A 22,660-nucleotide genomic window follows, 5' to 3' on the forward strand; every position below is an offset into this window, starting at 1 on the left:
CGACGCCGCGTCCTCGCCAGGAGGTTCCATGCCCGCCGACCGGACCACCAGCGAGATCGCCGCCCAGCCGGAGTGCTGGCGGCGGGCGGCCGGGCTGGCGGCCGGGCTCGCCGAGCGGGCGGGCGGCGGTCCGCTCCCGGCGCGCGGCGAGCGGGTGGCGGTCGTCGGGTGCGGCACCTCGCTGTTCATGGCGCAGGCGTACGCGGCGCTGCGCGAGTCGGCCGGGCACGGCGAGACCGACGCGTTCGCGGCCTCGGAGATGCCGTCCGGCCGCCGCTACGACCGGGTGGTCGCGCTCTCCAGGTCCGGGACGACGACGGAGGTCGTCGACGTCCTCGCCGGGCTCGCCGGGACGGCCCGCACGACCGTGGTCACCGCCGTCCCGGACTCCCCCGCCGCCGGGCGCGCCGACCATGTCGTCGCCCTCGCGTTCGCGGACGAGGAGTCCGTCGTGCAGACGCGGTTCGCCACGACCCAGCTCGTCCTGCTGCGGGCCCACCTCGGCGAGGACGTGACGGCCGCGATCGAGGACGCGCAGGCCGCCGTCCGCGACCCGCTCCCGGCGGAGCTGCTCGCCGCCGGGCAGTTCACCTTCCTCGGCCGCGGCTGGACGGTCGGCCTGGCGAGCGAGGCGGCGCTCAAGATGCGCGAGGCGGCCGGGTACTGGACGGAGGCGTACCCGGCCATGGAGTACCGGCACGGGCCGATCAGCGTCACCGGCCCGGGCCGCGCGGTGTGGATGCTCGGCGACCTCCCGGACGGCCTCGCCGCCCAGGTCGCGGCGACCGGCGGGCTGCTGCGCGCGGCGGCCGCCGACCCGCTGGCCGAGCTGGTCCGGGCGCAGCGGGCGGCGGTCGCGCTGGCGGTCGCCCGCGGCCTGGACCCCGACCGCCCGCGCCACCTCACCCGCTCGGTGATCCTGGACGGCCGGGCCCCCGGCGCATGATCCTCACGGTCACCCCGAACGCGGCGCTCGACGACACCTACGAGGTCCCGGACGCCCGGACCGGCGAGGTGAACCGGGTCGCGGCCGTGCACCGCAGGCCGGGCGGCAAGGGCGTCAACGTCGCGCGGGTGCTGCACGGGCTCGGGCACGAGGTGGTGGCCGCCGGGTTCGCGGGCGGCACCGTGGGCGCGGGGATCGAGGCGGGGCTCGCCTCGCTCGGCGTGCCGTCCGCGTTCACCCGGACGGCCGGGGAGTCGCGCCGGACGGTCACCGTCGTCGCCGCCGAGGTGACGGTGTTCAACGAGCCGGGTCCCACGGTCACCGCCGCCGAGTGGGACGCGTTCGCCCGCGACTACGGGCGGCTGGCACGGGACGCGGAGGTCGTCGTCCTGTCCGGGAGCCTGCCGCCGGGCGTGCCGCCGGACGCCTACGCGCGCCTCGTCCGCCTCGCGGACGCCCCGGTGATCTTGGACGCCGACGGGGAGGCGCTGCGGCTCGGGCTGGCGGCGCGTCCCGACGTCGTGAAGCCGAACGCCGCCGAGCTGGCCCGCGCGACCGGCACCGACGACCCGGCGGCCGGGATCCGCGCGCTGCGCGGCGCGGGCGCGGTCGTCGCGTCACTCGGCGCGGGCGGCGTGCTCGCCGCCACCCCGGACGGCGTGCTGCGCGCCGAGCTGGACCGTCCGGAGGCGGGCAACCCGACCGGGGCGGGCGACGCGCTCGCCGCCGGGCTCGCGGCGGGGCTGGCGGGCGGGCTGCCGTGGCCGGAGCGGCTGCGGCGGGCGGTCGCGCTGGCCGCGTGCGCGGTCCGCTCCCCCGTCGCGGGCGAGGTCGACGCCGCCGAGCTTCCCGCGCTGCTCGCGCGGGTCACCGTCCGGACCGAGGAGGCCGTATCGGAGGAGGGTCATGCCGCTCGCGCCCATGAGTGAGGTCGTCGGCGGGCTCGCCGGTGCGCGGCGCGGGCTGGGGGCGTTCAACGCGATCCAGCTTGAGCAGGCGGAGGCGATCGTCGCGGGCGCGGAGCGCGCCGGGTCGCCGGTCGTGCTGCAGGTGAGCGAGAACTGCGTCGCCTACCACGGCGCGCTCGCCCCGCTCGGGCGGGCCGTCCTCGAAGTGGGACGGGCCGCCGCCGTGCCGGTCGTCGTCCACCTGGACCACGCGACGTCGGCGGACCTCGTGCGCGAGGCGGTCGCGCTCGGGTTCGGCTCGGTGATGTTCGACGCGTCGAGGCTCGACCACGACGCGAACGTCGCCGCGACCGCCGAGGTGGCCGCGCGCTGCCACGCGGACGGCGTCTGGGTCGAGGCGGAGCTGGGCGAGATCGGCGGCAAGGACGGCGCGCACGCCCCGCACGCCCGCACCGACCCGGCCGAGGCCGCGTCCTACGTCGCGGCGACCGGCGTGGACGCGCTGGCCGTCGCGGTCGGGACATCGCACGCGATGCCGACCCGCGACGGCGTCCTGGACCTGCCGCTGATCGCGCGGCTGCGCGCGGCGGTGCCGGTGCCGCTGGTGCTGCACGGCTCGTCCGGCGTGCCCGACGCCGCGCTGGGCGCCGCCGTCGGGCACGGCATGACGAAGATCAACATCGCGACGCAGCTCAACAAGGTCTACACGGCCGCCGTCCGGGACCGGCTGGCCGCCGACCCCGCGCTCGTCGACCCGCGCCGCTACGTCGCGGCGGGACGGGACGCCGTCGCCGCCGAGGTCGCGCGGCTGCTGGCCGTCATCCAAGCGCCGGGCCTACCTTGTAGGTGACGTGCGTGACGAGGTCCGTGTGCGCGACGCGCACCGGCCTGAGCGCGAGGTCGCCGACGCCCGTGAACAGCCGCTCGCCCTCGCCGAGGACGATCGGCGCGATGTGCAGCCGCAGCTCGTCGATCAGGCCGGCGGCGAGGTACTGGTCGACGGTGTGCGCGCCGCCGGCGATCGCGACGTCCAGGTCGCCCGCCGCCTCCTTCGCCCGGGCGAGCGCCGACTCGATCCCGTCGGTGACGAAATGGAAGGTCGTGCCGCCCTTCATCTCGACCTTCTCCCTCGGGTGGTGGGTCAGGACGAACACGGGCGCGTGGTAGGGCGGCTCGTCGCCCCACCAGCCCGTCCAGTCGAGGTCCCAGTCGCCGCGCCCGGCCGTGAACATGTTGCGTCCCATGACGAACGCGCCCGCCGCCGTGATCTCCTCGATGACGGCGGCGTGCGCGTCGGGCTCCTCGAACATCCACCGGTGCAGCCGCTCGCCGCCGTCGCCGAGCGGCTCGTCGAGGCGCTGGTTCGGGCCGGCCGCGTAACCGTCGGCGGAGACGGCGATGTCGCAGGTCACCTTGCTCATGTCGGGTCCTTCCGTCCGGGCGCCCGTCCGGCGCCGCTCATCAGATGGTCGGAGCCGTCCCCGCGCCCTCGACATCCTGGCCGGAAGAATTCTCCCGTGTTTCCGGCCGCCCGATCTCGTACCCGGCGGGCGGCAGGAGCAACGCCGGGAGCGGGACGTCGAGCGCGCGGCTGAACGCGAGCAGTTCGTCGGCGTCGAACCGGCGCGGCGGCACCGCCGTCTCGGCGTGCTCGACGTGCTCGGCCGTCCAGACGGTGCCGGTCAGGTCGGTGAGGGCGGCGGCGAGGGCCGTCCTCGGCAGGCCGCGGACGCGCCGCCACTGCCCGACGTTGACGGCGACGACCTGGTTCATGGTGGCGGCCGTCCGGGCCGTCGGCGGGAGGCCCTGCCGATGCTTCCCCCTCCCGCGCGCCTCCCGCAGGACGGTCGCGGGGATGGCGAGCGCGAGCAGCGCGGGCAGCGCCCACGGGTAGGAGGACGTGCGCGCCGTGAACCGGACGGGGCTGTCGATCCCGGTCAGCTCGCCGACCACCGCGTACCGGCCGAACGCCGGGCCCGGCAGCTTCACCTTGACGCTGAGCGTGCGCTCCTGGCCGGGGGCGAGGGCGCCGATCGCGGGGGCGTCCAGGACGCCGGTCGGGTCGGCGCCGCGCCCGGCGGCGAGGGTGAGCGGCGGGTCGGTGACCGGCGCCTTCCCGGTGTTGCGGACGGTGAACGTCACGGTCCGCTCGGCCGGGCCGCCGAACCAGGCGCCGAACCGGGCGGCGGAGGGTCCCCCGCCGTCCACCCGCACGCCGGACACGGTCAGGTCGCGGGACGGACCGGCGGCGGCGGTGCGGCGCTGCGCGGCGGTGAGCGTCGGCACGCCCTTGATCGTCAGCGGGACGGTCCGGGCCCGGCCGCCCGCGACCGGCCGCGCCGACACGACGCACGGGCAGCCGATCGGCGGCTGGACGACGGTGACCATCGCTGTGCCGCGCCCCTGCGCGGTCACGAAGGTGGTGGCCGCGGCGGCGACGGCGCAGTCGGCCGAGCCGCGCGCCGCGCCGTTCCCGCACACCTCGATCAGGACGTTCCCGGACGGCCAGGCGGCGAGGTCGACGGTCACGGTCTGCCCCACCGCGACGTCGGTCCGGTCGACCTCGACGGTCGGTCCGGGCGCGGCGAGCGCGAGACCGGCGAGTGCGGCGGCGAGCAGCGCGCTCATGGCCGCGTCCGGCGGCGGCGCAGCAGGAACAGGGCGGCGAGGAGGGCCAGGACGGCGGCGACGGCCGCCCACGGTGTGGCCCACCACCCCGCCGTGCGGACGATGGGACGCGCCGTGCTCGCGGTCGCGTCCATCGAGTCGTGCGGGGTGAGCTTCAACGTGGCGGTCAGCGGCCCGGCCGGGAGCACGCCCCGGACGCGGTCGGTGAACGTGTAGGCGTTGCCCGGCAGCAGTTCCGGCACCTTCCGGGTCGTGTCGCCGCCGAGCCCGACGCCGAACGGCCCGGTCACGCCGACCCGCGCGGACGCCGTGAGCCGGACGTTCCCGACGTTCCGCAGCCGGTAGGTGACGTCGGCGCCGCCGGAGCCGAGCGGCGGGTTCGCGGCCGCGACCTTCAGCGACTCCACCCGCAGCGCCGACGACAGCGCCCCGTTCACCCGCGCGTAGACGCGGGCGGCGACGCGGCGGTCGACGTTCACGCGCTGCCCCCGCGCGCCGGTGGTCTGCTCGGTGACGGCGGCGATCACGCCGCCGGAGTGGTCGCCGGGCGTCGCGCCGTCCGGCACGGTCAGCGTGAACGGCACGGCCACGGACCCGCCGGGCTTGACCGTCCGCGCGGGGGCGCCCGCGACGGAGATCCAGGCGCCGACGTCGGCGGCGCGCCGGTCGGCGGTGAGGAGGGCGAAGGAGCCGTCCGCCGTGTTGAAGGCGTCCGTGGCGTACACGCGGAAGGTCAGCGGACGTCCGCTGAGGTTGGTGATCGTCACCTTGTCGCGCACCCGCTGCCCCGGGGACAGCGTGTAGACGAAGAAGTCCCGCCGGGACTGCCCGGCGGCGCCGGACGGCTTGACCGACCAGGCGAAACCGCCGCCGCCGCTCGGCGCGGGCGCGGCGGCCCGCGCCGCGGGCGCCGGGGCGGCGGAAACGGCGAGGACGGCGGCCGCCAGGAGGGCCCCGGCGCGGGATGGGTTCATGGGTCGGGCTCCGCGTACTCTCTGTCCGGGGCGGGGTGGGGATGCTTCGACCATTCCCACCCCGCCTTCCCTTCTCGGGGGTCTGTTCCTAGGAGTTCGCTAGGAGAGGGTCAGGGTGAGGGTCGCGGTGTAGTCGCCGGGCGACGTCCCGGCGGGGACGCTCAGGTCCAGCCCGGCGCCCGCCTGGAACACGCCTCCGCTGCCGCCCGCGGCGGACGACGCCAGCGTCCGGGCCGCGCCGAACGCGCCCGCCGGGCCCGCCGTGACGTCGCCCTGCGAGCCGTCGTCGACCGTCCGCGCGGTCGGCGTCCAGGCCAGGTTGGCCTTCGGGATCGTCCCGCCCTGGGCGTGGCTGAAGTCGGTCACCTCGCCGACCAGGCTCCAGCCCGCCTGGGTGCCGCGCGCGTCGGTGACCGTCGCGTTGCGCAGGGCTCCCGTCGCGTGCTGCCCCGGCGCGACCGCGCCGAGCTGCGCGGTGTCGCCGTCGAGCGCGAGCGTGAGCGCGCCGTTGGTCACGGTCGCGTTGAGCGTCTGTTGGCCCGTTCCAACCGGATCGGTGCCCGGGTCCGTGCCGGGATCGGTGCCGGGGTCGGTCGGGTTCTCGCCGCCGGTGAAGGTGACGGGGGTGAAGGTGTCCTGGCTCCGGTCGGCGGCGCCGTGCGCGGCCATGGTGATGACGTAGCACTGCGTCTTCAGGCAGTCGACGTCCTTGCCGCCGCCGTCGGTGTACTTGGCCTTCACGCCGCTGAGCGTGACGTCGAAGCTGCCGTCGGCGTTGAGCCTGCCCTGCCCGGACGCCGGGTTGCCGTTCCGGTGCACCCACTTGGACACCTGGAACGCGCCCGCGTTGGTCGCGTAGTCGGGGGCCTTCGGCCCGAACACGACGTACACGCCGACGCCGCCGTTGGCGGCCGGGTCGAAGCCGGTGCCGCGGACGGTGAAGTCCTGCCCGGCGGGGTCGGCCCCGGACGTCGGGGTCGCGGTGGTGGCCGGGCCCGCGGCGAGCGCGGGCGCCGCGCCGAGCCCGATCGTGATCAGCCCGGCGGCGGCGAGCACGGCGCCGCTCCGGGTGATGCGTCTGGTCGCCTGTCTCATGCGCTTCCTCTCGCGGGGGGATTGGGGAATACGAGGCAAGAACTTAGGTAAGCCTTACCTAATGCGAGGACTGTACCGGAGTCCGGGCCGGGATCAAGGGGTGTGATCGATGTCTCGGCGGCGCGCGGCGATGCGTCCCGACCTGCGGCGGAGCGCGGAGCGGACGATCAGCGCCGCCCCGGCGGCGGCCGCCGTCGTCGCCCAGAACGGCCACGGGGACGACGCCTGCCCGCCGGAGACCGTCCGCTCGAACGCGCCCGCGGGCGAGGCGTCCGCGAGCGGCGTCCCATCCGGGGGCGCGGTCGCGCCGGACGTCGCGCCGGGCGTCGCGGGCGCGCCGCCCGTGGTCGGCGCGCCGCTCTGCGCCCCTCCACTCGAAGGCGTCCCGCCTCCGGTCGTTCCGGGACCGGATCCCGCACCGTTCCCAGACCCGGAACCGGAGCCGGAGCCGGAGCCCTTGAAGGTGATGGGCGTGAAGGTGTCCTGGCTCCGGTCGGGGGTGCCGTGCGCCGCCATCGTGATGACGTAGCAGGGCGTCTTGAGGCAGTCGACCTTCCGGCCGTCGCCGTCGGTGTACTTCGCTTTCACCGTGAGGCTCACCGAGAAGCCGCCGGACGCGCTCATCGGCGCCTGCCCGCCGCCCGACCCGCCGGGATGCACCCAGGTCGCGGAGAGGTAGGCGTTGGAGTTGGTCGCCCAGTCGGAGCCGCGCGGGCCGAAGACGACGTAGACGCCGAACCGGTTGTTGCGCGCCGGGTCGAACCCGGAGCCGCGGACCGCGACCGTCTGCCCGGCCGGGTCGAGGCCGGACGACGGGGACACCCGCACCGACGCCGCGAACGCGGGCGCCTGCGCGAGGACGAGCAGTCCGGCGGCCGTCGCGGCGACGACGGCGCTCCGCCGGGACGCTGTGAAGTTAGGCAAGGCTCACCTCTTAAATGTTAGGCAAGCCTAAGCTAATGTAAGCGCGAATCTCGGTAAAGGCCCAGGTGGGCCACGGATCGCCTTGAAGGACTGACCGCTCGATGCACAGCCCGACGCCCGCACCCCGTCCCTCCGCACGCCCCGTCAGGGCGCGCTCCGTCGCGGCGCTCGCCGTCCCGGCGGCCGCCGCCTGCCTCACGCTCGCCGCCTCCCCCGCGCACGCGGACGCGGGAACGGCGCGCGGGCCGTCCGGGCAGACGCTGACCGTCTCGCGGGCGGAGGGCCTGCCCGCCGGGGGCGCGACCGTCCGCGTCAAGGGCTCGGGTTTCGACACGCGCAAGGGCGTCTACATCGCGCTGTGCAAGGACAACGGGCCGGGCCGGGCGCCCACTCCGTGCGGCGGCGGCGCGGACACGTCCGGGAAGGCCGGAGCGTCGCAGTGGGTGTCGTCCAACCCGCCGCCGTACGGGAAGGGACTGGCCGTTCCATACGGGACGGGTGGAACGTTCGAAGTGACGATCCGCATCGGGGCCTCGCTGTCCGACTCGGTCGACTGCGCGAAGGTGCGCTGCGCCGTCGTCTCGCGATCTGACCACACGCGGAGCGCCGACCGGTCGCAGGACGTCCTGGTGCCGGTGTCGTTCGAAGGCGGCGACGACGGGTTCCCGGCGTGGGCGTGGGCTGCGATCGGTGCAGGCGGAGCGGCCGTGGTCGGCGGCGGCGCGCTGCTCGTCGCGCGCCGCCGCCGCAAGCCCGCCGGGACCGCCGCGTGAACCGGGCGTCGGCCGGGCTCAGGGCCGTGGCGCTCGCGCTGGGCGGCGCGCTGCTGCTCGGCGGGTGCGGCATCGGGACGGCCGGTGTCTCCGCGGGCGGCGACGATCCGGGCGCCCGTTGCGGCCCGGGGACGGTCGCCGCGCCGCAGGGCGACCCGGTTCCCGTCGGGAAGCCGCCGAAGCCGGAGCTGCCGGTCACCGTCCGGTCCGCCGACGGCGGGGACGTGACGGTCCGCGACGTGCGGCGCGTCCTCGCCGTCAACCTCTACGGCTCGCTCGCGGAGATCGTGTACGCGCTCGGGCTCGGCGACCGGCTCGTCGGACGCGACGTCTCGACCACGTTCCCCGCCGCCCGCGCGCTGCCGCTCGTCACCGGGCAGGGCCACGACCTGTCCGCCGAGGGCGTGCTGAAACTGAACCCGTCCGTCGTGATCGCGGACAAGAGCATCGGGCCGCCGGAGGTGCTCGACCAACTCCGGCAGTCCGGCGTGCCGGTGGTGCTGGTCGACGACCGGCAGACGCTGCCCGCGATCGGCCCGCACATCCGCGCGGTGGCCGCGGCGCTCGGCGTCCCGGACGCGGGCCGCGACCTGGCGGCCGAGGTCGACGACCGGCTCAAGGCCACCGCGAAGACGTCCGGCTCGCCGCTCACCGTCGCGTTCCTCTACCTGCGGGGCAGCGCGGGCGTGTACCTGATCGGCGGGAAGGGCGCCGGGTCGGACGCCATGATCCAGGCGGCCGGGGCGGCGGACGCGGGCACGAAGCTCGGCCTGGCCGGCTTCCGGCCGCTGACCAGCGAGGGCCTCATCAACGCGGCGCCGGACGTGCTGCTCGTGATGTCGGCCGGGCTGAAGTCGGTCGGCGGCGTGTCCGGCCTGCTCAAGCTGCCCGGCGTCGCGCAGACCCCGGCCGGGCGCAACCGCCGGGTCGTGGACGTCGACGACGGCTCCCTGCTCTCCTTCGGCCCGCGCACCGGCGAGACGGTCACGGCGCTCGCCGCCGCGGTGCACCGGACATGCTGAGGAAGGACGCGCCCGCGCGGCGGGTGCGCGGACCCGTCCTGCTCGCGGCGCTCGCAGTCGTGCTGGTGGTGCTGTGCGTCGTCGCGGCCGGGCTCGGGCAGGTGAACGTGCCGCCGGACCAGGTCGTCGGGTCGGTCCTGCACCGGATCGGGATCGACGCCGGGCCGCGTCCGGCCGCCGCGCAGGGCGACAGCGCGCTGTGGATCGTCCGGTTCCCGCGCGTCGCGCTGGCCGTCGTCACCGGCGCCGCGCTCGGCTGCTCGGGCGCCGTCATGCAGGGCGTGTTCGGGAACCCGCTGGCCGAGCCCGCCGTCATCGGGGTGTCGTGGGGCGCGGCGGTCGGCGCCGCGACCGTCATCGTGTTCGGGCTGACCGTGCTCGGCGACTGGACGATCGTCGCCGCCGCGTTCGCGACGGGGCTCGTCACGACGCTGGTGGTGTACGCGGTGTCGCGGTCCGCCGGACGGACCGAGGTCGTGACGCTGCTGCTCACCGGCATCGCGGTGAACGCGGTCGCGAGCGCGCTGCTCGGGCTGCTGATGTTCGCGGCCGGGAACGACGCGCTGCGGGCGATCACGTCCTGGAACCTCGGCAGCCTCGCGGGCGCGCGGTGGAGCTCGGTCGCGACCGTCGCGCCGCTCGCCGCCGCCGGGATCGCGGTCGCGCTGGCCTGCGCGCGGCGGCTCGACCTGCTCTCGCTCGGCGAGCGCACCGCCCGGCACCTCGGCGTGCACGTGGAGCGGCTGCGGTTCACCGCGATCGTGGTGATCGCGCTGCTGACGTCGTCGGCGGTCGCGTTCGCCGGGGTCATCTCGTTCGTCGGGCTGGTCGTCCCGCACCTGGTGCGGATGGTCGCGGGGCCCGCGCACCGGACGCTCGTCCCGGCGAGCGCGCTCGGCGGCGCGATCGTGCTGGTCGCGGCCGACCTCGTCGCGCGGACGGCGATCGCCTACCAGGAGCTTCCGCTCGGCGTCCTGACCGCGCTGCTCGGCGGGCCGTTCTTCTTCTGGCTGCTGCGCCGCGCGCGGCACGGCTCGGGCGGCTGGGCATGACCGGCGCACGCGTGACCGGCGCACGGGGCGTGATCGGCGGGCTGGGCCGCCGCGCGCGGCCGCCGCGTCCCGTCCCGGCGGGGGCGGCGGCGATCGAGGTGCGGGGGCTGCGCGTCGAGCGGGGCGCCCGGACGGTCCTCGACGGCGTCGACCTGACCGTCCGGACCGGGGAGGTGCTGGCGCTCGTCGGCCCGAACGGCGCGGGCAAGTCGACGCTGCTCGCGGCGGTCGGCGGGGACGTCGCGTCCACCGGGGACGTCGCGGTCGACGGCGCGCCGCTCGCCTCCTGGAGCCACGCCGAACTCGCGATGCGGCGCGCGATCCTGCTCCAGCGGCAGGCGGTGTCGTTCCCGTTCACCGTCGCGCAGGTCGTCGCGATGGGACGCGCCCCCTGGGCCGGGACGCCGCTGGAGGACGACGACGAGGCCGCGATCGGCGAGGCCATGCGGCAGACGGACGTCGCCGGGTTCGCCGGGCGGCCCTACCCGCGCCTGTCCGGCGGGGAGCAGGCGCGGGTGGCGCTGGCGCGCGTCCTCGCGCAGCGGACGGGCGCCCTCCTGCTGGACGAGCCGACCGCCGCCCTCGACCTGCACCACCAGGAGATGGTGTTCGAGGTCGTCCGGGAGCGGGCCGCGTCCGGGGCCGCCGTCGTCGCGGTCGTGCACGACCTCGGGCTCGCCGCCGCGCACGCCGACCGCGTCGCGGTGCTCGCGGACGGGCGGCTCGCCGCCTGCGGCCCGCCCGCCGACGTCCTCACGGCGGAGTTGCTCAGCGAGGTGTACCGGCATGACATCGAGGTCGTCCCGCATCCGCGGACGGGACGTCCGTTGATCCTGCCGCGCCGTCCCGGACCGGACTGACGCCACCGCCGCCGCGGAATGGTGGAAGCGTTGAACCGGGACCCTTGGAAGGCCCGTGCTGTTGGTTGTCGCGACAGCGGCCGACGGACCGAGCCTGGGAGGACGCGCTGACCACCGATAGCCGCCTGGAGCGGGACAAGGAGACCGAGGCCGTAGCCGACGCGGCGCCGCCGACGCGGCCGGGATGGCGGCGGGTGGTGACGCGGGTCGTCACCGTGTCCGCCTTCCTGTTCGTGCTGGCCGCGCTGGTCATGCCGGACGAGTTCGCCCGGCTGACGCCGCTGGCGTTCGTGCGCGTCCCGATCGAGGGGGTCGTTGGCGTCGCCCTCGTCCTCGTCGTCCCGGCGCGGTGGAGGCGGCTCGCGGCGGGGACGGCAGGGGCCGTCCTTGGAGTGCTGACCGTCCTCAAGGTGATGGACATCGGGTTCGACGCGGTGCTCGTCCGGCCGTTCGACCTGGTGCTCGACTGGCCGCTGCTGCGTCCGGCCGTGGAGTTCGTCAGCGGGTCGGCGGGGCCCGCCGGGGCGGTCGGCGCGGTGGTCGTCGTCGTGCTGCTGACGGTCGGGGTCGTGGTGCTCATGGCGTTGGCGGCTGTGCGGCTCAGCCGCGTGGTCGTCCGGCACGACCGGAAGGCGGCAGGGGTGGCGGCGGTGCTCGGCGTCACGTGGGCGGTGTGCGCGGCGTTCGGCGTCCGGTTCGTGGACGGCGTGCCGGTCGCGTCCGGGACCGCTGCCGTCCTCGCCTACGACCACGCCCAGGCGGTGCGGACGAGCCTCAACGACAAGAAGGAGTTCGCCAAGGCGTCGGCGGTCGACGCTTTCCGCGATACGCCGAACGACAAGCTGCTGACCGGCCTTCGCGACAAGAACGTCCTGCTGGCGTTCGTGGAGAGCTACGGCCGCTCCGCCGTGGAGAGCCCGCAGTACGCGCCGGGCGTCGACCCCGTCCTGGACGACGGCACCCGGCGGCTGCGCGCCGCCGGGTTCTCCGCGCGCAGCGGCTGGCTCACGTCGCCGACGGCGGGCGGCGGGAGCTGGCTCGCGCACGCCACCCTGCTTTCCGGGCTGCGGGTCGACAACCAGCAGCGGTACCGGACGCTCGTCAACAGCGACCGGCTGACGCTCAACCAGGCGTTCCACCGCGCGAGCGCGCGGACGGTCGCGCTCATGCCCGCCATCACCCGCGCCTGGCCAGAGAGCTCGTTCTACGGCTACGACAAGGTCTACGACTACCGCAACCTCGGGTACAAGGGGTCGCGGTTCAGCTTCGCCACCATGCCCGACCAGTACACGCTGTCGTTCTTCCAGCGCACCGAGCTCGCCCGGAAGGACCGCGGGCCGGTGATGGCGGAGACGGCCCTCGTGTCGAGCCACGCGCCATGGGCGTCCATTCCCCAGCTCGTCCCGTGGGACGCGGTCGGCGACGGCACCGTGTTCAAGGACATGGGCAAGGGGTACGACGCGCCGTGGCCGTCCGGCGGACGGATGCGCGACGAGTACCGCAAGTCGATCGAGTACACGCTGAACACACTCGTCTCCTACGTGGAGACCTACGGGGACGACGACACCGTGCTCGTCTTCCTCGGCGACCACCAGCCCGCGCCGCTCATCACGGGGGCCGGCGCGAGCAGGGACGTGCCGATCACGATCGTCGCGAAGGACAAGGCGGTGCTCGACAAGGTGTCCGGATGGGGCTGGCAGGACGGTCTGCGGCCCGCGCGGAACAGTCCCGTCTGGCCGATGAGCGCCTTCCGCGACCGGTTCCTCACCGCGTTCGGCGGCTGACCGGCCCCCGGCCGAGTGGGAGAGGCGGTGACGTGACCTCGCGGCGATGGCCCGTCGTCCTCGCCGTGGCCGCGCTGCTGGCCGGGATGGCGGCGGCGATGGTCTCCACGGCCGTGGCGCAGTCACCGACCATTGACGAGCCGGTCTATGTGGCGACGGGCGTCGTCTATCTCAAAGAGCACGACCTTCGATACAACGCGGAGCATCCGCCGCTGGGGAAACTGCTCATCGGCGCCGGGGCCGTGGCGGGAGGTGTGCGCCTCGATTCCTCGTTCACGGGTTCGGAGCAGAACGTCGGGCGGCATCTGCTTTACGAGTCGGACAATGACGCGCAGCTGGTCATGCTGGCTGCCCGGCTGCCGGTCATCGTCCTGACGTTGTGCTTCGGGCTGGTCGTCTTCTTTTTCGCCCGCGACCTCAGCGGGACGGGCGGCGGGCTCATCGCGCTGGTCCTTTACGCCTTCTCTCCTGACGTCATCGCGCATGGGTCATTGGCGACGCTCGACGTGCCCATGGCCGGGTTTCTGCTGACGGCGGTGTGGCTGCTGTGGCGGGCGCGGGATCGGCGTCCGGGGCTTTATGTACCGCTCGCCGGGGCGGCGCTCGGCGCGGCGGTGGCGACCAAGATGAGCGCGCTTCCGGCGATTCCCGTGCTGATGGGGTTGGCGGTGTACTCGGTCTGGTCTTCGAGCGTGCGGCGCCGCGTCGCCGCCGGGGCCGCGGTCGCGGGCATCGCGGTGGCGGTGGTGTGGGCGAGTTACCTGGCTGTCGATCCGAGGCTGCGCTGGACGACGCCTCCCACCGTGCCGGACATCGGCGGGTGGCGCGGCCTCGTCGCCGACTGGCTGCCGTTCCCCGCGCCGTTCCGGGACGGGATGCGCATCCAATTCGGCTTCGAGGACATGCGCTGGACGAGTTTCCTCTTCGGCCACGCCTACCAGGGCTCGCGCTGGTACTACCTTCCGGCGGCGCTCCTGGTGAAGACGCCGCTCGGAATGCTCGCGCTCTGGGCGGCGGGACTCGCCGCGTTGTGGGCCGTGCCGCGGCTCCGTCCGGCGGCGCCCTATGTCCTTCTTCCGGCGGCGGTGCTGATGGCCGTGGCGATGACGGGGGCGCGCGATCTCGGCGTTCGGTACGTGGTGTTCGTGCCTATGTTCCTCGCCGTCGCGGCGGGCGGGACGGCATTGCTCCGCCGCCGGTGGGTCCCGGCTGTCACGGGCGTCCTGCTGCTGTTCGTCGCCGTCAGTTCAGTGCGGACCTATCCGTATTACCTGCCGTATTCGAATGAGGCGTTCGGCGGGCCGTCCAAGACGCATCTGCGCCTGCACGATTCCAATGTCGACTGGGGGCAGGATCTGAAACGGCTCGCCGACCGGCTCCGCGACGACCATTCCGGAGAGCGGGTGTGGCTCGTCTACAAGGGCAGCGGCGTGCCGTCCTGGTACGGGATCCGCGCCTCCGACCCGCTGATCGTGCCGCCCGACCGGGTGCACGGGCTGCTGGTCGTGTCGGACAGCTGGCTCGCCAAGGACGACCCGCGGCTCGTCCCGCTGGTCGCCACCAGCGAGCGGGCCGGGGACGTCGGCCACTCCATCACCCTCTTCCGCCGCCCCTAGCGGCGGCGGCCGTGGGCGCGGGCCCAGAGCGCGGGCCACCCGCCCGCCCCGAGCCACGACGCCGGGACGCGCAGCCCGTGCGCTTCGATCTCGTCCCAGAAGCGGCCGGTGTCCGCGCCGAGTTCGCGGGCGGCGGGCAGGGCGCGCCGCCACGCGCCGTCCTCGTCGGCGAGCGTCGTGGCCGGATATCCGGGGACGGCCGCGGCGCGCGGCGCGGACACCACCGCCAGCTCCGCCTCCGGCGCCGCACAGGTCACCGCCACGGTGAGCGCGCAGAGCAGCGGTTCGGCGGCGTGCCGCGCGACGGCGCGGGCGAGGACCGGGTCGTCCTCGACGGCGAGCCGCCCGACCGCCCGCCGGATGCGGCGTCCGGCGAGGTCGAGCGCGTGTGCGTCGGCGACGTCGGGCAGCTTGACCAGGCGGCGCAGCGTCTTCGGCAGCGGCGGGTCGTCCAGCAGGAGCGGGAGCCGGTCGAAGCGCTCGCGCAGCGCCGGGTCGAGGGCGTCGAGCGCCTCGGCGAGCGGGCGGCGGCCGGTCGCCGTCCACAGCGCGGCGAGGTCGGCCGCGCCGGTGTCCAGCGCCCGCCTGACCGCGCCCGCGAGCTGCGCCGCGCCGAGCCTGCGCAGCCGGACGAGCGCCGTGTCCGCCGGGGTCGCGGCGACGGCGGCGAACACGGCGAGGGCGCCGGGGCCCGGCCAGGCGTCCCGCGCGAGCGGCCCGAGCGCCGGGCCGACCTCCTCGACCAGCCGGGGCGCGCCGCGCCGTCGCGCCGGACGGACCGGCGGCGGCTCGTCCGCGACCTCGGCCGGGACGTCCGGGGCGGGCCCGGGGACCGTGGCGACCCAGGCGCGGAAGCGGCGCTCAAGCTCCGCGTCCGGCTCGTCGTTGAACCGCGCCGCGATTTCGCCGACCCGCCAGCCCCGCGACCCGGGACGCAGCGGGCACAGCTCGGCGTTCGCGACCAGCGCGCCGCGCAGGTCGTACAGTCCGACGAGCCCGGTGCGCCCCTTCCGCGCGTCGTCGAGGTAGGTGGGCGAGGCGATGCAGTTGCCCATGTGGTCCGCCCATTCGGACAGGTCGCGGGCGGTGCGGGCGATCTTGACGCGGACCCCGGCGCCGGGGACGGCGGCCCCGTCCCGCTCCAGCAGCGGCGCCGGGACGGCGAACTCGCCGGTCAGCGACTCGGCGATCGCGGTGCCCGACAGCAGCGCGCCGGTGAGGTCCGGCCACGTCCGGGCGTGCCGGGGCGGGACGCCGCCGAGCGCGACGAGCTGCGCCGCCCCGGACGCGGCGAGCGTGACCGAGTCGAGCCGGGGTGCGAGCGGCTCGGCGGGCGGCGGCTCCGGGTCGTGCTCGAACCACGGCTCGCCGGTGCCGGGCGTGGGCGCCGCCCGCTCGTGCCCGTGGACCAGCGCGAGCGCGTCGACCAGGTCGACGTACCAGAGCAGGTCGCCGACCGTCTCCGCAGCGGCGGCGTCCGGTTCCGTCGCGAGCCGTTCGTAGAGGGGCGCGGTGTCCGGCTGGAGGGCGTTCGTCCACTCCGGGATGCCCGCCCAGTCGGCCGGGGAGCGCCCGTACCCGGCGACGGCGCACCAGTTTCGCAGGTCGGCCGCCGCCCACCGGCCCGGAGTCTCGGCGCGGAGGGCGACGGCGAGGCGCATCGCCTCGGCGGCGTCCGCCACGATCAGCAGGGCGAGGTCGCGGGCGCAGGCCAGCCGGGTCCGGACGTACCCGGCGAGCTTGGCGTCGCGCGGCACCCCGCCGGAGATCCTGCGGTGGAGGTCGCGCACGTAGGGGGCGGGACGCGACGGCAGCCCCGTCAGGCCCGGCACGCGGCGTCTCGCGTACCCGGCGGCCTGGTCGGTCACCAGGGGAGCGGCGGCGGCGAGCAGGTCGGCGGAGCGGGCCAGGCCGTCGTGCAGCCCGTGGTCGGCGACCGCGACGGCGGTCCGGAGCAGCGCCGTGACGCCGAGCGCGTCTTCGAGGAGGCGGTCGAGCAGGACGCTGAGGTACGGCGCGTCGGGCACCCAGCGGGCGGCGTCCGCGAGAGACGGCTCCCTCCCCCCGAGGGACATGCGCACCCGCCACAGGACGTCCTGGTCGTCGTCGTGGCGGCGGCGCGGCCGCAGGGAGTCGACGCGGTCGCGGCCGCTCTGCGTCGCGAGCCGCCGCTGCCGCCGCGCGTCCGCCTCGTGGTGTTCGAGCGCCCGGCCCCACAGGTCGACGACCAGGTCGAGGCGGCGGCGCCGGGGCACCGGCTCCAGCACCTGCCGCAGGTGCCGGGCGAGCGCGGACGGCGGCCCGCCCGCGATGACGGCGGCGTCCCCCGCGTCCAGCGCGAGGACGTGTTCGAGCTGCTCGGGGCCGAGCACGTCGCTCGCCGCCGCCGCGAGGTGCAGCGCCGCCCACCGCCCCTCGGCGGCGGCGCGCCCGGCGGCCGCGCCGACCGGCTTCGTGACGGCGGGCCCGAACAGCGCCACCAGGAACGCGCTCCGCTCGCCGAGCCGCTCCGCACCGTCCGGGCCGACGGCGCGGAGGGCGGCGAGGACGGCGTCGCGCTGGTCGCCGCGCGCCCCGTCCAGCCGCGCGGACCGGAAGCCCGCGCCGAGGTCGACGCCCGCGCCCGCCGCCACCGCTCCGCCGTCCGCGACGAGCCTGGTCAGCTCGGTGACGGCGTGCCGGACGTCGGCGTCGCCCGCGCCGTCCGGGCCGAGCGCGACGGGTTCGCCGGGACGCGCGCCGGCGCCGTCCGGCAGGCGCGCCGGACCCGCCGGGCGCGCCGCCCACGCGGCACGGCCCGACGCCACCACGCCGCCGGCGAGCCTGATCTTCACGCGCCCCATGATCCCCGGCCGGAACGGCCCCGGCCACCGGGTTTCCGCGCGGTCGGGCGGTCAGCGCAGGTTCGCGTACCCCTCGGTCACGAGCCGCTCGGCGATCTGCGCGTACGCGGCCGGGTCGGACGGCGCGCTCGTCGCGAGACCGTCCACGTAGCGGTTGAACATGCAGAACGCGGCGGCGATCAGGACGGTGTCGTGGATCTCCAGGTCCGAGGCCCCGGCGCGCCGGGCCGCGCCGACGTCCTCCGCCGCGACCTCCCGCCCGCCCCGCTGGACGGCGGCGGCGATCGCGAGCAGCGCCCGCAGCTTCGCCGGGATCGGCGCGCCGTCCGGGTCGGCGTGGACGTGCTGGACCAGCGGCATCCCGCCGGGGAGCTGCGCGGCCGCGCACGCCGAGTGCGAGGACGAGCAGAACCGGCAGCCGTTCAGCTCGGACACGTAGGCCGCGATCAGCTCGCGCTCGCCGCGCTCCAGCGGGCCGGGGCCGCGCAGCAGGGTCTCGGCCAGCGCGCCGAGCGGGCCCGCCGTCTCCGGACGGAACCTGAGCAGGGCCCGCAGGCCGGGAAGTGCGTCGTCCAGGTCGATGTGCGCCACGAATCCGCCTCCACGCGAGGTCGTCAGGGGTCTCCTCGATCCTGCGTCGGCCGCCGCCGCCCGCGCCACTTCGGAACGGTCATGCTGTGATTCGCTAGGGCGATGTACGACGTTGTCATCGCGGGCGGCGGGCACAACGGGCTCGTCGCCGCCGCCTACCTCGCCCGCGCAGGACGGCGGGTGCTGGTGCTGGAGCGCCTCGACCACTGCGGCGGCCTCGCCGTCTCCGCCCGCGTGTTCCCCGGCGTGGACGCGCGCCTCTCCCGCTATTCGTACCTGGTGAGCCTGCTGCCGTCGCGGATCGTCCGGGACCTCGGGCTGCGGATCGAGCTGCGGCGCCGCCGGTACGCCTCCTACACGCCGGTCGACGACGGCGGTCTGCTGGTCGACGACGCCGATCCCGCGCGGACGGACGCATCCCTCGCCGCCGACGCGGACGCCTGGCGCCGCTTCTACGCCATGACCGGGCACGTCGCCCGCCGGGTGGCGCCCACGTTGCTGGAGCCGCTGCGCGACCGCGCCGGGCTCCGCCGGATCGTGGACGACGCCGAAGCGTGGCGCGACCTGTTCGAGCGCCCCGTCGGCGACGTCGTGGACGAGCGGTTCAGCGCCGACGCCGTCCGGGGCGCCGTGCTCACCGACGCGCTGATCGGCACCTTCGCCGACCCGTCCGACCCGTCGCTGCTCGCGAACCGCTGCCTCCTCTACCACGTCGTCGGCGACGGGACCGGCGACTGGAACGTGCCGGTCGGCGGGATGGGCGCGGTCACCGACGCGCTCGCGGACGCGGCCCGCGGCGCCGGGGCCGAGCTCCGGACGGGCATGGAGGTCCTGCACGCCGACCCGTCCGGGGAGGTCACGTTCCGGGACGGCGACGGCGAGGAGCACGCCGTCTCGGCGCGGCACGTCCTGCTCAACCTGCCGGGCGAGTCCCGGGCCGAGGGGTCGCAGCTCAAGGTCAACATGGTGCTGGCGCGGCTGCCGAGGCTGCGCGACCCGTCCGTCCGGCCGGAGGAGGCGTTCGCCGGGACGTTCCACATCAACGAGTCCCGCTCCCAGCTCGACGCCGCCTACCGGGAGGCCGCCGCCGGGCGGATCCCCGCGACGCCGCCCGCCGAGGTGTACTGCCACTCGCTGACGGACCCGTCCATCCTCGGGCCGGAGCTGCGGGCGGCCGGGGCGCACACGCTGACGCTGTTCGGCCTGCACATGCCCGCGCGGCTGTTCCGCGCCGACCCCGAGGGCGCGCGGGCGGCGGCGCTGCGCGCGACGCTCGCGTCGTTCGGGTCCGTCCTCGCCGAGCCGATCGAGGACTGCCTGCTGCGCGCCCCCGACGGCACTCCGTGCCTGGAGGCCAAGACGCCCGTCGACCTGGAGGACGAGCTCGGCCTGCCCGGCGGGCACATCTTCCACCGCGACCTGTCGTGGCCGTTCGCCGAGGACCCCGCCGACCAAGGACGCTGGGGCGTCGAGACCGAGCATCCCAGGCTGCTGCTGTGCGGGGCGGGCGCGCGGCGCGGCGGCGGGGTCAGCGGCATCCCCGGCCACAACGCGGCCCGCGCGATCCTCGGTTAGGGGCGGCCGCAGGCGCGGTGCAAGGCGGCGGCCAGCGCGTCCGGGGCGAAGGACGGCAGCACGGCGGCGAGGTGCCCGTCCGGGCGGACGACGTGAACGGAGTCGGTCCCGGCGCGCAGGGCGGTCCGCAGCACGCCTTCGGCGTCGATGTCGTCCAGCGAGTGGATCTCGTGCGGGACGTCGGTCACCGGCCGGTCCGCGTGCCGCCGCGCCGTCAGGACGACGAAGCTCGTCCCGAACAGGCGGCGCAGCCGCGTCGGCGCGCCGGACACGACGCACGGGCCGTCCGGGCAGATCACCCCCGGCACCGGCGGGCGGACCGCGCCCGCCTCGCGCGGGAACCCCTCCCCCGGGCCGGACGGCGTGGTCAGCGGCGAATCCAGGTACCAGTACGGCTCGGCGAGCCGTCCCGAGTCGATGATCGTGCGGGGGTCGGGGTGCGTCCGCGCGAGTTCGAGCGCGGCCAGGCGGCGGTCCCGCTGCTCGGACGTCTGCGGGACGAGGAACTCCATCGTCGCCGTCGTCACCCGCAGGTTCTCCTCCGCCGCCGCCCGCCGCTCGGCGTCGTAGGACGCGAGCAGCTCCTCCGGTGCCCACCCGCGCCGCACGTAGGCGAGCTTCCAGGCGAGGTTCTCCGCGTCCTGCACGCCGGAGTTGAGCCCGCGGGCGCCGAACGGCGCGTACAGGTGGGCGGCGTCCCCGGCGAGGAACGCCCGCCCGGATCCGAACGCGTCCGCGCACCGCTCGGAGAACCGGTACACGCTCGCCCACACGATCTCGTACGGGACGTCCCCCACGATCTTCCTGATCCGCGCGTCCAGCGCCCCGGACGCGCGCTCGGCCGCGAAGTCGTGGCCGGCCGGGACCTGCCAGTCGATGCGCCACGTCCCGTCCGGGCACTGGTGGACGAGGACCTGCCGCCCCGGATTCCACTCCGGATCGAAGAAGAACCGCCGCTCGCTCGGGAACGGCAGGTCGGCGCGGATGTCGCAGATCAGGAACCGGTCGTCGAACGTCCGGCCGGGGAACCCGATGCCGAGCAGCCGCCGGACCGCGCTGTGCCCGCCGTCCGCGCCGACCACGTGGCTGCCCCGGACGGCGCTGGCGCCGCCCGCCTCCACCTCGACGCCGCGCCCGTCCTGCCGGAGCCCGCCGACCGTCCGCCCGTACCGGACGTCGACCAGCGGCTCCGCGTCGGCGAGGGCCCGCAGCCACCCCTCCACCTCCGCCTGCGAGACGTTGATCCACGGCGGGACCTCACTGCGCCCCGGATCCGGGAAGGTGACCGCGAACAGCTCCTCGCCGCGGTGGTAGGTGCGGCCGGTCGTCCACGTCACGCCGCGGGCGATCATCGGCTCGGCGCAGCCGACCCGGTCCAGCACGTCGAGGACGTCCCGCTGGAAGCAGATCGCCTTGGACCCGGACGGGTCGCGCCGCTCCGCCGCCTCCAGCACCGTGCTCGGCACCCCGTGCCGCGCCAGCAGCAGGGCGGTGACCAGGCCGACCGGGCCCGCGCCGACGACCACGACCGGGAGATCCGTGGCGGAGGTCACGGCCGCGACGGGTCGCCGCCGTCCGTCCGGGCGCGTTCGACGGCCTCCTCGATCGTCTGGTCCGCGACCCGCCGGTCCTGCCAGCCGCGCACGTCGGTGTCCTTGCCGGGCTCCAGGCTCTTGTAGATGTCGAAGAAGTGGGCGATCTCGTCGAGCACGTGCTCGTGGACGTCCCCCAGGTCGCGGATGTCGTCGTAGCGCACGTCCCGCGACGGCACGGTCAGCACCTTCGCGTCCGGGCCGCCCTCGTCGTGCATCCAGAACACCCCGACGCTGCGGACCGTCACCTCGCAGCCCGGGAACGTCGGCTCCTCCAGCAGCACCAGCGCGTCCAGCGGGTCGCCGTCCTCGGCGAGCGTGCCGGGGACGTAGCCGTAGTCGGCCGGGTACTGCGTGGAGGTGAACAGCATCCGGTCGAGCCGGATGCGGCCGAGCCGGTGGTCCATCTCGTATTTGTTCCGCGATCCCCGGGGGATCTCGACGATCATCTCGATCTCCATGTATGCCTCCCCGGTCAAGGATCTACCCAGGGGGCTAGGGAGATACGAGTTCCTCGGAGAGGGTCCAGAGCCGCTCGGCGCGTGCGGGGTCCCGGGCGTACGGGAGGTAGTGGCCCGCGGGCGGGTCGCCGCCCCTCGTCCAGGAGGTGGCGACGGCGCAGTCTTCGAGGTACTGGCCGCCGACCCCCTCCAGTTCCGGCGCGACCGCCGCCCACACCGAGGTCGCCGCGCCCTGCTCCGGCGTCTTCCACCCGGCCGGCGCGGCGGGGGTGCCGTCCTCCCCCGCCCAGCCCATCGCGCGCAGGTCGGCGGGCGAGATGTGGCGTTGCAGCCCGGTCATGATCGCGCCCGGCATGACCGCGTTGACGGTGATGCCCGCGCCGAACTCCCGGGCGTCCAGCGCGACGGCGAACAGCGCGTTCGCGGTCTTCGACCGGCCGTACGCCTCCCACGGGTCGTACGGCGCGCGGCGGTAGTTCGGGTCGTCGAGGTCGACGTCGCCGCGCCGGTGCGCCCGCGACGACAGCACGACCACCCGCGCGTCGCCCGCCGCGCGCAGCGCCGGGAGCAGGCCGGTGGTGAACGCGAAGTGCCCGAGGTGGTTGATCCCGAACTGCGACTCGAAACCGTCCTCGGTGCGGGTCAGCGGCGGGGCCATCACCCCCGCGTTGTCGACCAGGATGTCCAGCGGCCTGCCGGTGGCGACGTGCGCCTCCGACCACGCGCGGACGGACGCCAGCGAGCCGAGGTCGAGCCGCCGGAAGACGACCAGGTCGTTGCCCGTGTCCTTGCGGAGCCGCGCCGCCGCCTCCTCGCCGCTCGCCGGGTTCCGTCCGGCGAGGACGACCCGCGCGCCCGCCCCCGCCAGCGCCCGCGCCGTCTCCAGCCCGATCCCGGACGCGCCGCCCGTGACGATCGCCTCCCTGCCCGTCAGGTCGTGCCCGGCCGCCACCTCCGCCGCGGTGGAGGTCCGGTCGAACGTTCTCTGTCCACGGTGTCCCATGGGACCCAGGCTG

General features: G+C 75.9%; 20 protein-coding genes. 10 read left to right on the forward strand and 10 right to left on the reverse strand.

The features are described 5' to 3' along the window. Positions 1-28: 28 nt before the first annotated feature. Genes FXF65_RS36740 through FXF65_RS36750 form a run of 3 tightly spaced genes read left to right on the forward strand, consistent with a single transcriptional unit; the run spans position 29 to position 2,704 of the window. A complete protein-coding gene (locus FXF65_RS36740; protein WP_148354679.1) occupies positions 29-946 on the forward strand; it encodes an SIS domain-containing protein in 918 nt (305 codons plus the stop codon). After that, entirely contained in the window at positions 943-1,875 is a 933-nt protein-coding gene (locus FXF65_RS36745) for a 1-phosphofructokinase family hexose kinase (RefSeq protein ID WP_148354680.1), read from the forward strand. Before FXF65_RS36740 ends, FXF65_RS36745 begins: the two co-directional genes overlap by 4 nt. Further along, positions 1,853-2,704: a class II fructose-bisphosphate aldolase gene (locus tag FXF65_RS36750; protein ID WP_148354681.1), complete on the forward strand. Its 852-nt coding sequence runs from the start codon at positions 1,853-1,855 to the stop codon at positions 2,702-2,704. Before FXF65_RS36745 ends, FXF65_RS36750 begins: the two co-directional genes overlap by 23 nt. Here the strand turns inward: FXF65_RS36750 and FXF65_RS36755 are convergent. From FXF65_RS36755 to FXF65_RS36775, 5 genes are all read right to left on the reverse strand, one after another. Further along, positions 2,673-3,275, reverse strand: a complete 603-nt coding sequence (locus tag FXF65_RS36755) for a dihydrofolate reductase family protein (protein ID WP_148354682.1) — start codon at positions 3,273-3,275, stop codon at positions 2,673-2,675. The two genes, FXF65_RS36750 and FXF65_RS36755, sit on opposite strands and share 32 nt — an antisense overlap. Before the next feature lie 40 nt (positions 3,276-3,315). Then, the gene (locus FXF65_RS36760) at positions 3,316-4,482 is read right to left on the reverse strand and encodes a hypothetical protein (RefSeq protein WP_148354683.1); all 1,167 of its coding nucleotides are present in this window, start codon (positions 4,480-4,482) and stop codon (positions 3,316-3,318) included. Further along, positions 4,479-5,456 carry a WxL protein peptidoglycan domain-containing protein gene (locus tag FXF65_RS36765; RefSeq protein WP_148354684.1) on the reverse strand — a complete coding sequence of 326 codons (978 nt, stop codon included), beginning with the start codon at positions 5,454-5,456 and terminating at the stop codon, positions 4,479-4,481. The genes FXF65_RS36760 and FXF65_RS36765 overlap by 4 nt, the downstream gene beginning before the upstream one ends. 99 nt (positions 5,457-5,555) lie before the next feature. Next, entirely contained in the window at positions 5,556-6,551 is a 996-nt protein-coding gene (locus FXF65_RS46035; protein WP_148354685.1) for a WxL domain-containing protein, read from the reverse strand. Positions 6,552-6,644: 93 nt separating this feature from the next. Next, positions 6,645-7,475, reverse strand: coding sequence for a hypothetical protein (locus tag FXF65_RS36775; RefSeq protein WP_148354686.1), 831 nt, complete (start codon positions 7,473-7,475; stop codon positions 6,645-6,647). A 101-nt stretch (positions 7,476-7,576) separates the two neighbouring features. Here FXF65_RS36775 and FXF65_RS36780 point away from each other — a divergent pair, with 101 nt between their 5' ends. From FXF65_RS36780 to FXF65_RS36805, 6 genes are all read left to right on the forward strand, one after another. Beyond that, a complete protein-coding gene (locus FXF65_RS36780; RefSeq protein ID WP_187412711.1) occupies positions 7,577-8,248 on the forward strand; it encodes a hypothetical protein in 672 nt (223 codons plus the stop codon). Further along, entirely contained in the window at positions 8,245-9,270 is a 1,026-nt protein-coding gene (locus tag FXF65_RS36785) for a heme/hemin ABC transporter substrate-binding protein (protein ID WP_246199345.1), read from the forward strand. The genes FXF65_RS36780 and FXF65_RS36785 overlap by 4 nt, the downstream gene beginning before the upstream one ends. Beyond that, on the forward strand, positions 9,264-10,322 hold the full coding sequence (locus FXF65_RS36790; protein ID WP_148354687.1) for a FecCD family ABC transporter permease: 1,059 nt from the start codon (positions 9,264-9,266) through the stop codon (positions 10,320-10,322). Before FXF65_RS36785 ends, FXF65_RS36790 begins: the two co-directional genes overlap by 7 nt. Then, a complete protein-coding gene (locus FXF65_RS36795) occupies positions 10,319-11,182 on the forward strand; it encodes a heme ABC transporter ATP-binding protein (RefSeq protein WP_148354688.1) in 864 nt (287 codons plus the stop codon). Before FXF65_RS36790 ends, FXF65_RS36795 begins: the two co-directional genes overlap by 4 nt. 65 nt (positions 11,183-11,247) lie before the next feature. Further along, positions 11,248-12,966, forward strand: a complete 1,719-nt coding sequence (locus tag FXF65_RS36800) for a sulfatase-like hydrolase/transferase (RefSeq protein WP_222868932.1) — start codon at positions 11,248-11,250, stop codon at positions 12,964-12,966. Positions 12,967-12,998: 32 nt separating this feature from the next. Beyond that, positions 12,999-14,582: an ArnT family glycosyltransferase gene (locus tag FXF65_RS36805; RefSeq protein WP_222868933.1), complete on the forward strand. Its 1,584-nt coding sequence runs from the start codon at positions 12,999-13,001 to the stop codon at positions 14,580-14,582. Here FXF65_RS36805 and FXF65_RS44180 read toward each other — a convergent pair. Together FXF65_RS44180 and FXF65_RS36815 are read right to left on the reverse strand one after the other, a co-directional pair. Beyond that, entirely contained in the window at positions 14,579-17,416 is a 2,838-nt protein-coding gene (locus FXF65_RS44180; protein ID WP_187412712.1) for a hypothetical protein, read from the reverse strand. The genes FXF65_RS36805 and FXF65_RS44180 overlap by 4 nt on opposite strands. A gap of 60 nt (positions 17,417-17,476) precedes the next feature. Further along, positions 17,477-18,016: a carboxymuconolactone decarboxylase family protein gene (locus FXF65_RS36815; protein WP_148354690.1), complete on the reverse strand. Its 540-nt coding sequence runs from the start codon at positions 18,014-18,016 to the stop codon at positions 17,477-17,479. A gap of 102 nt (positions 18,017-18,118) precedes the next feature. Here FXF65_RS36815 and FXF65_RS36820 point away from each other — a divergent pair, with 102 nt between their 5' ends. Then, a complete protein-coding gene (locus FXF65_RS36820) occupies positions 18,119-19,591 on the forward strand; it encodes a phytoene desaturase family protein (protein WP_148354691.1) in 1,473 nt (490 codons plus the stop codon). Here FXF65_RS36820 and FXF65_RS36825 read toward each other — a convergent pair. Genes FXF65_RS36825 through FXF65_RS36835 form a run of 3 tightly spaced genes read right to left on the reverse strand, consistent with a single transcriptional unit; the run spans position 19,588 to position 22,647 of the window. Further along, positions 19,588-21,144, reverse strand: coding sequence for an FAD-dependent monooxygenase (locus FXF65_RS36825; RefSeq protein ID WP_148354692.1), 1,557 nt, complete (start codon positions 21,142-21,144; stop codon positions 19,588-19,590). The two genes, FXF65_RS36820 and FXF65_RS36825, sit on opposite strands and share 4 nt — an antisense overlap. Continuing rightward, positions 21,141-21,644 carry an inorganic diphosphatase gene (locus FXF65_RS36830; RefSeq protein WP_148354693.1) on the reverse strand — a complete coding sequence of 168 codons (504 nt, stop codon included), beginning with the start codon at positions 21,642-21,644 and terminating at the stop codon, positions 21,141-21,143. The genes FXF65_RS36825 and FXF65_RS36830 overlap by 4 nt, the downstream gene beginning before the upstream one ends. 34 nt (positions 21,645-21,678) lie before the next feature. Further along, positions 21,679-22,647, reverse strand: coding sequence for an SDR family NAD(P)-dependent oxidoreductase (locus tag FXF65_RS36835; RefSeq protein WP_148354694.1), 969 nt, complete (start codon positions 22,645-22,647; stop codon positions 21,679-21,681). Positions 22,648-22,660 lie beyond the last annotated feature (13 nt).

The sequence above is a fragment of the Actinomadura syzygii genome (assembly GCF_008085905.1).
Taxonomy (GTDB): Bacteria; Actinomycetota; Actinomycetes; order Streptosporangiales; family Streptosporangiaceae; genus Spirillospora; species Spirillospora syzygii.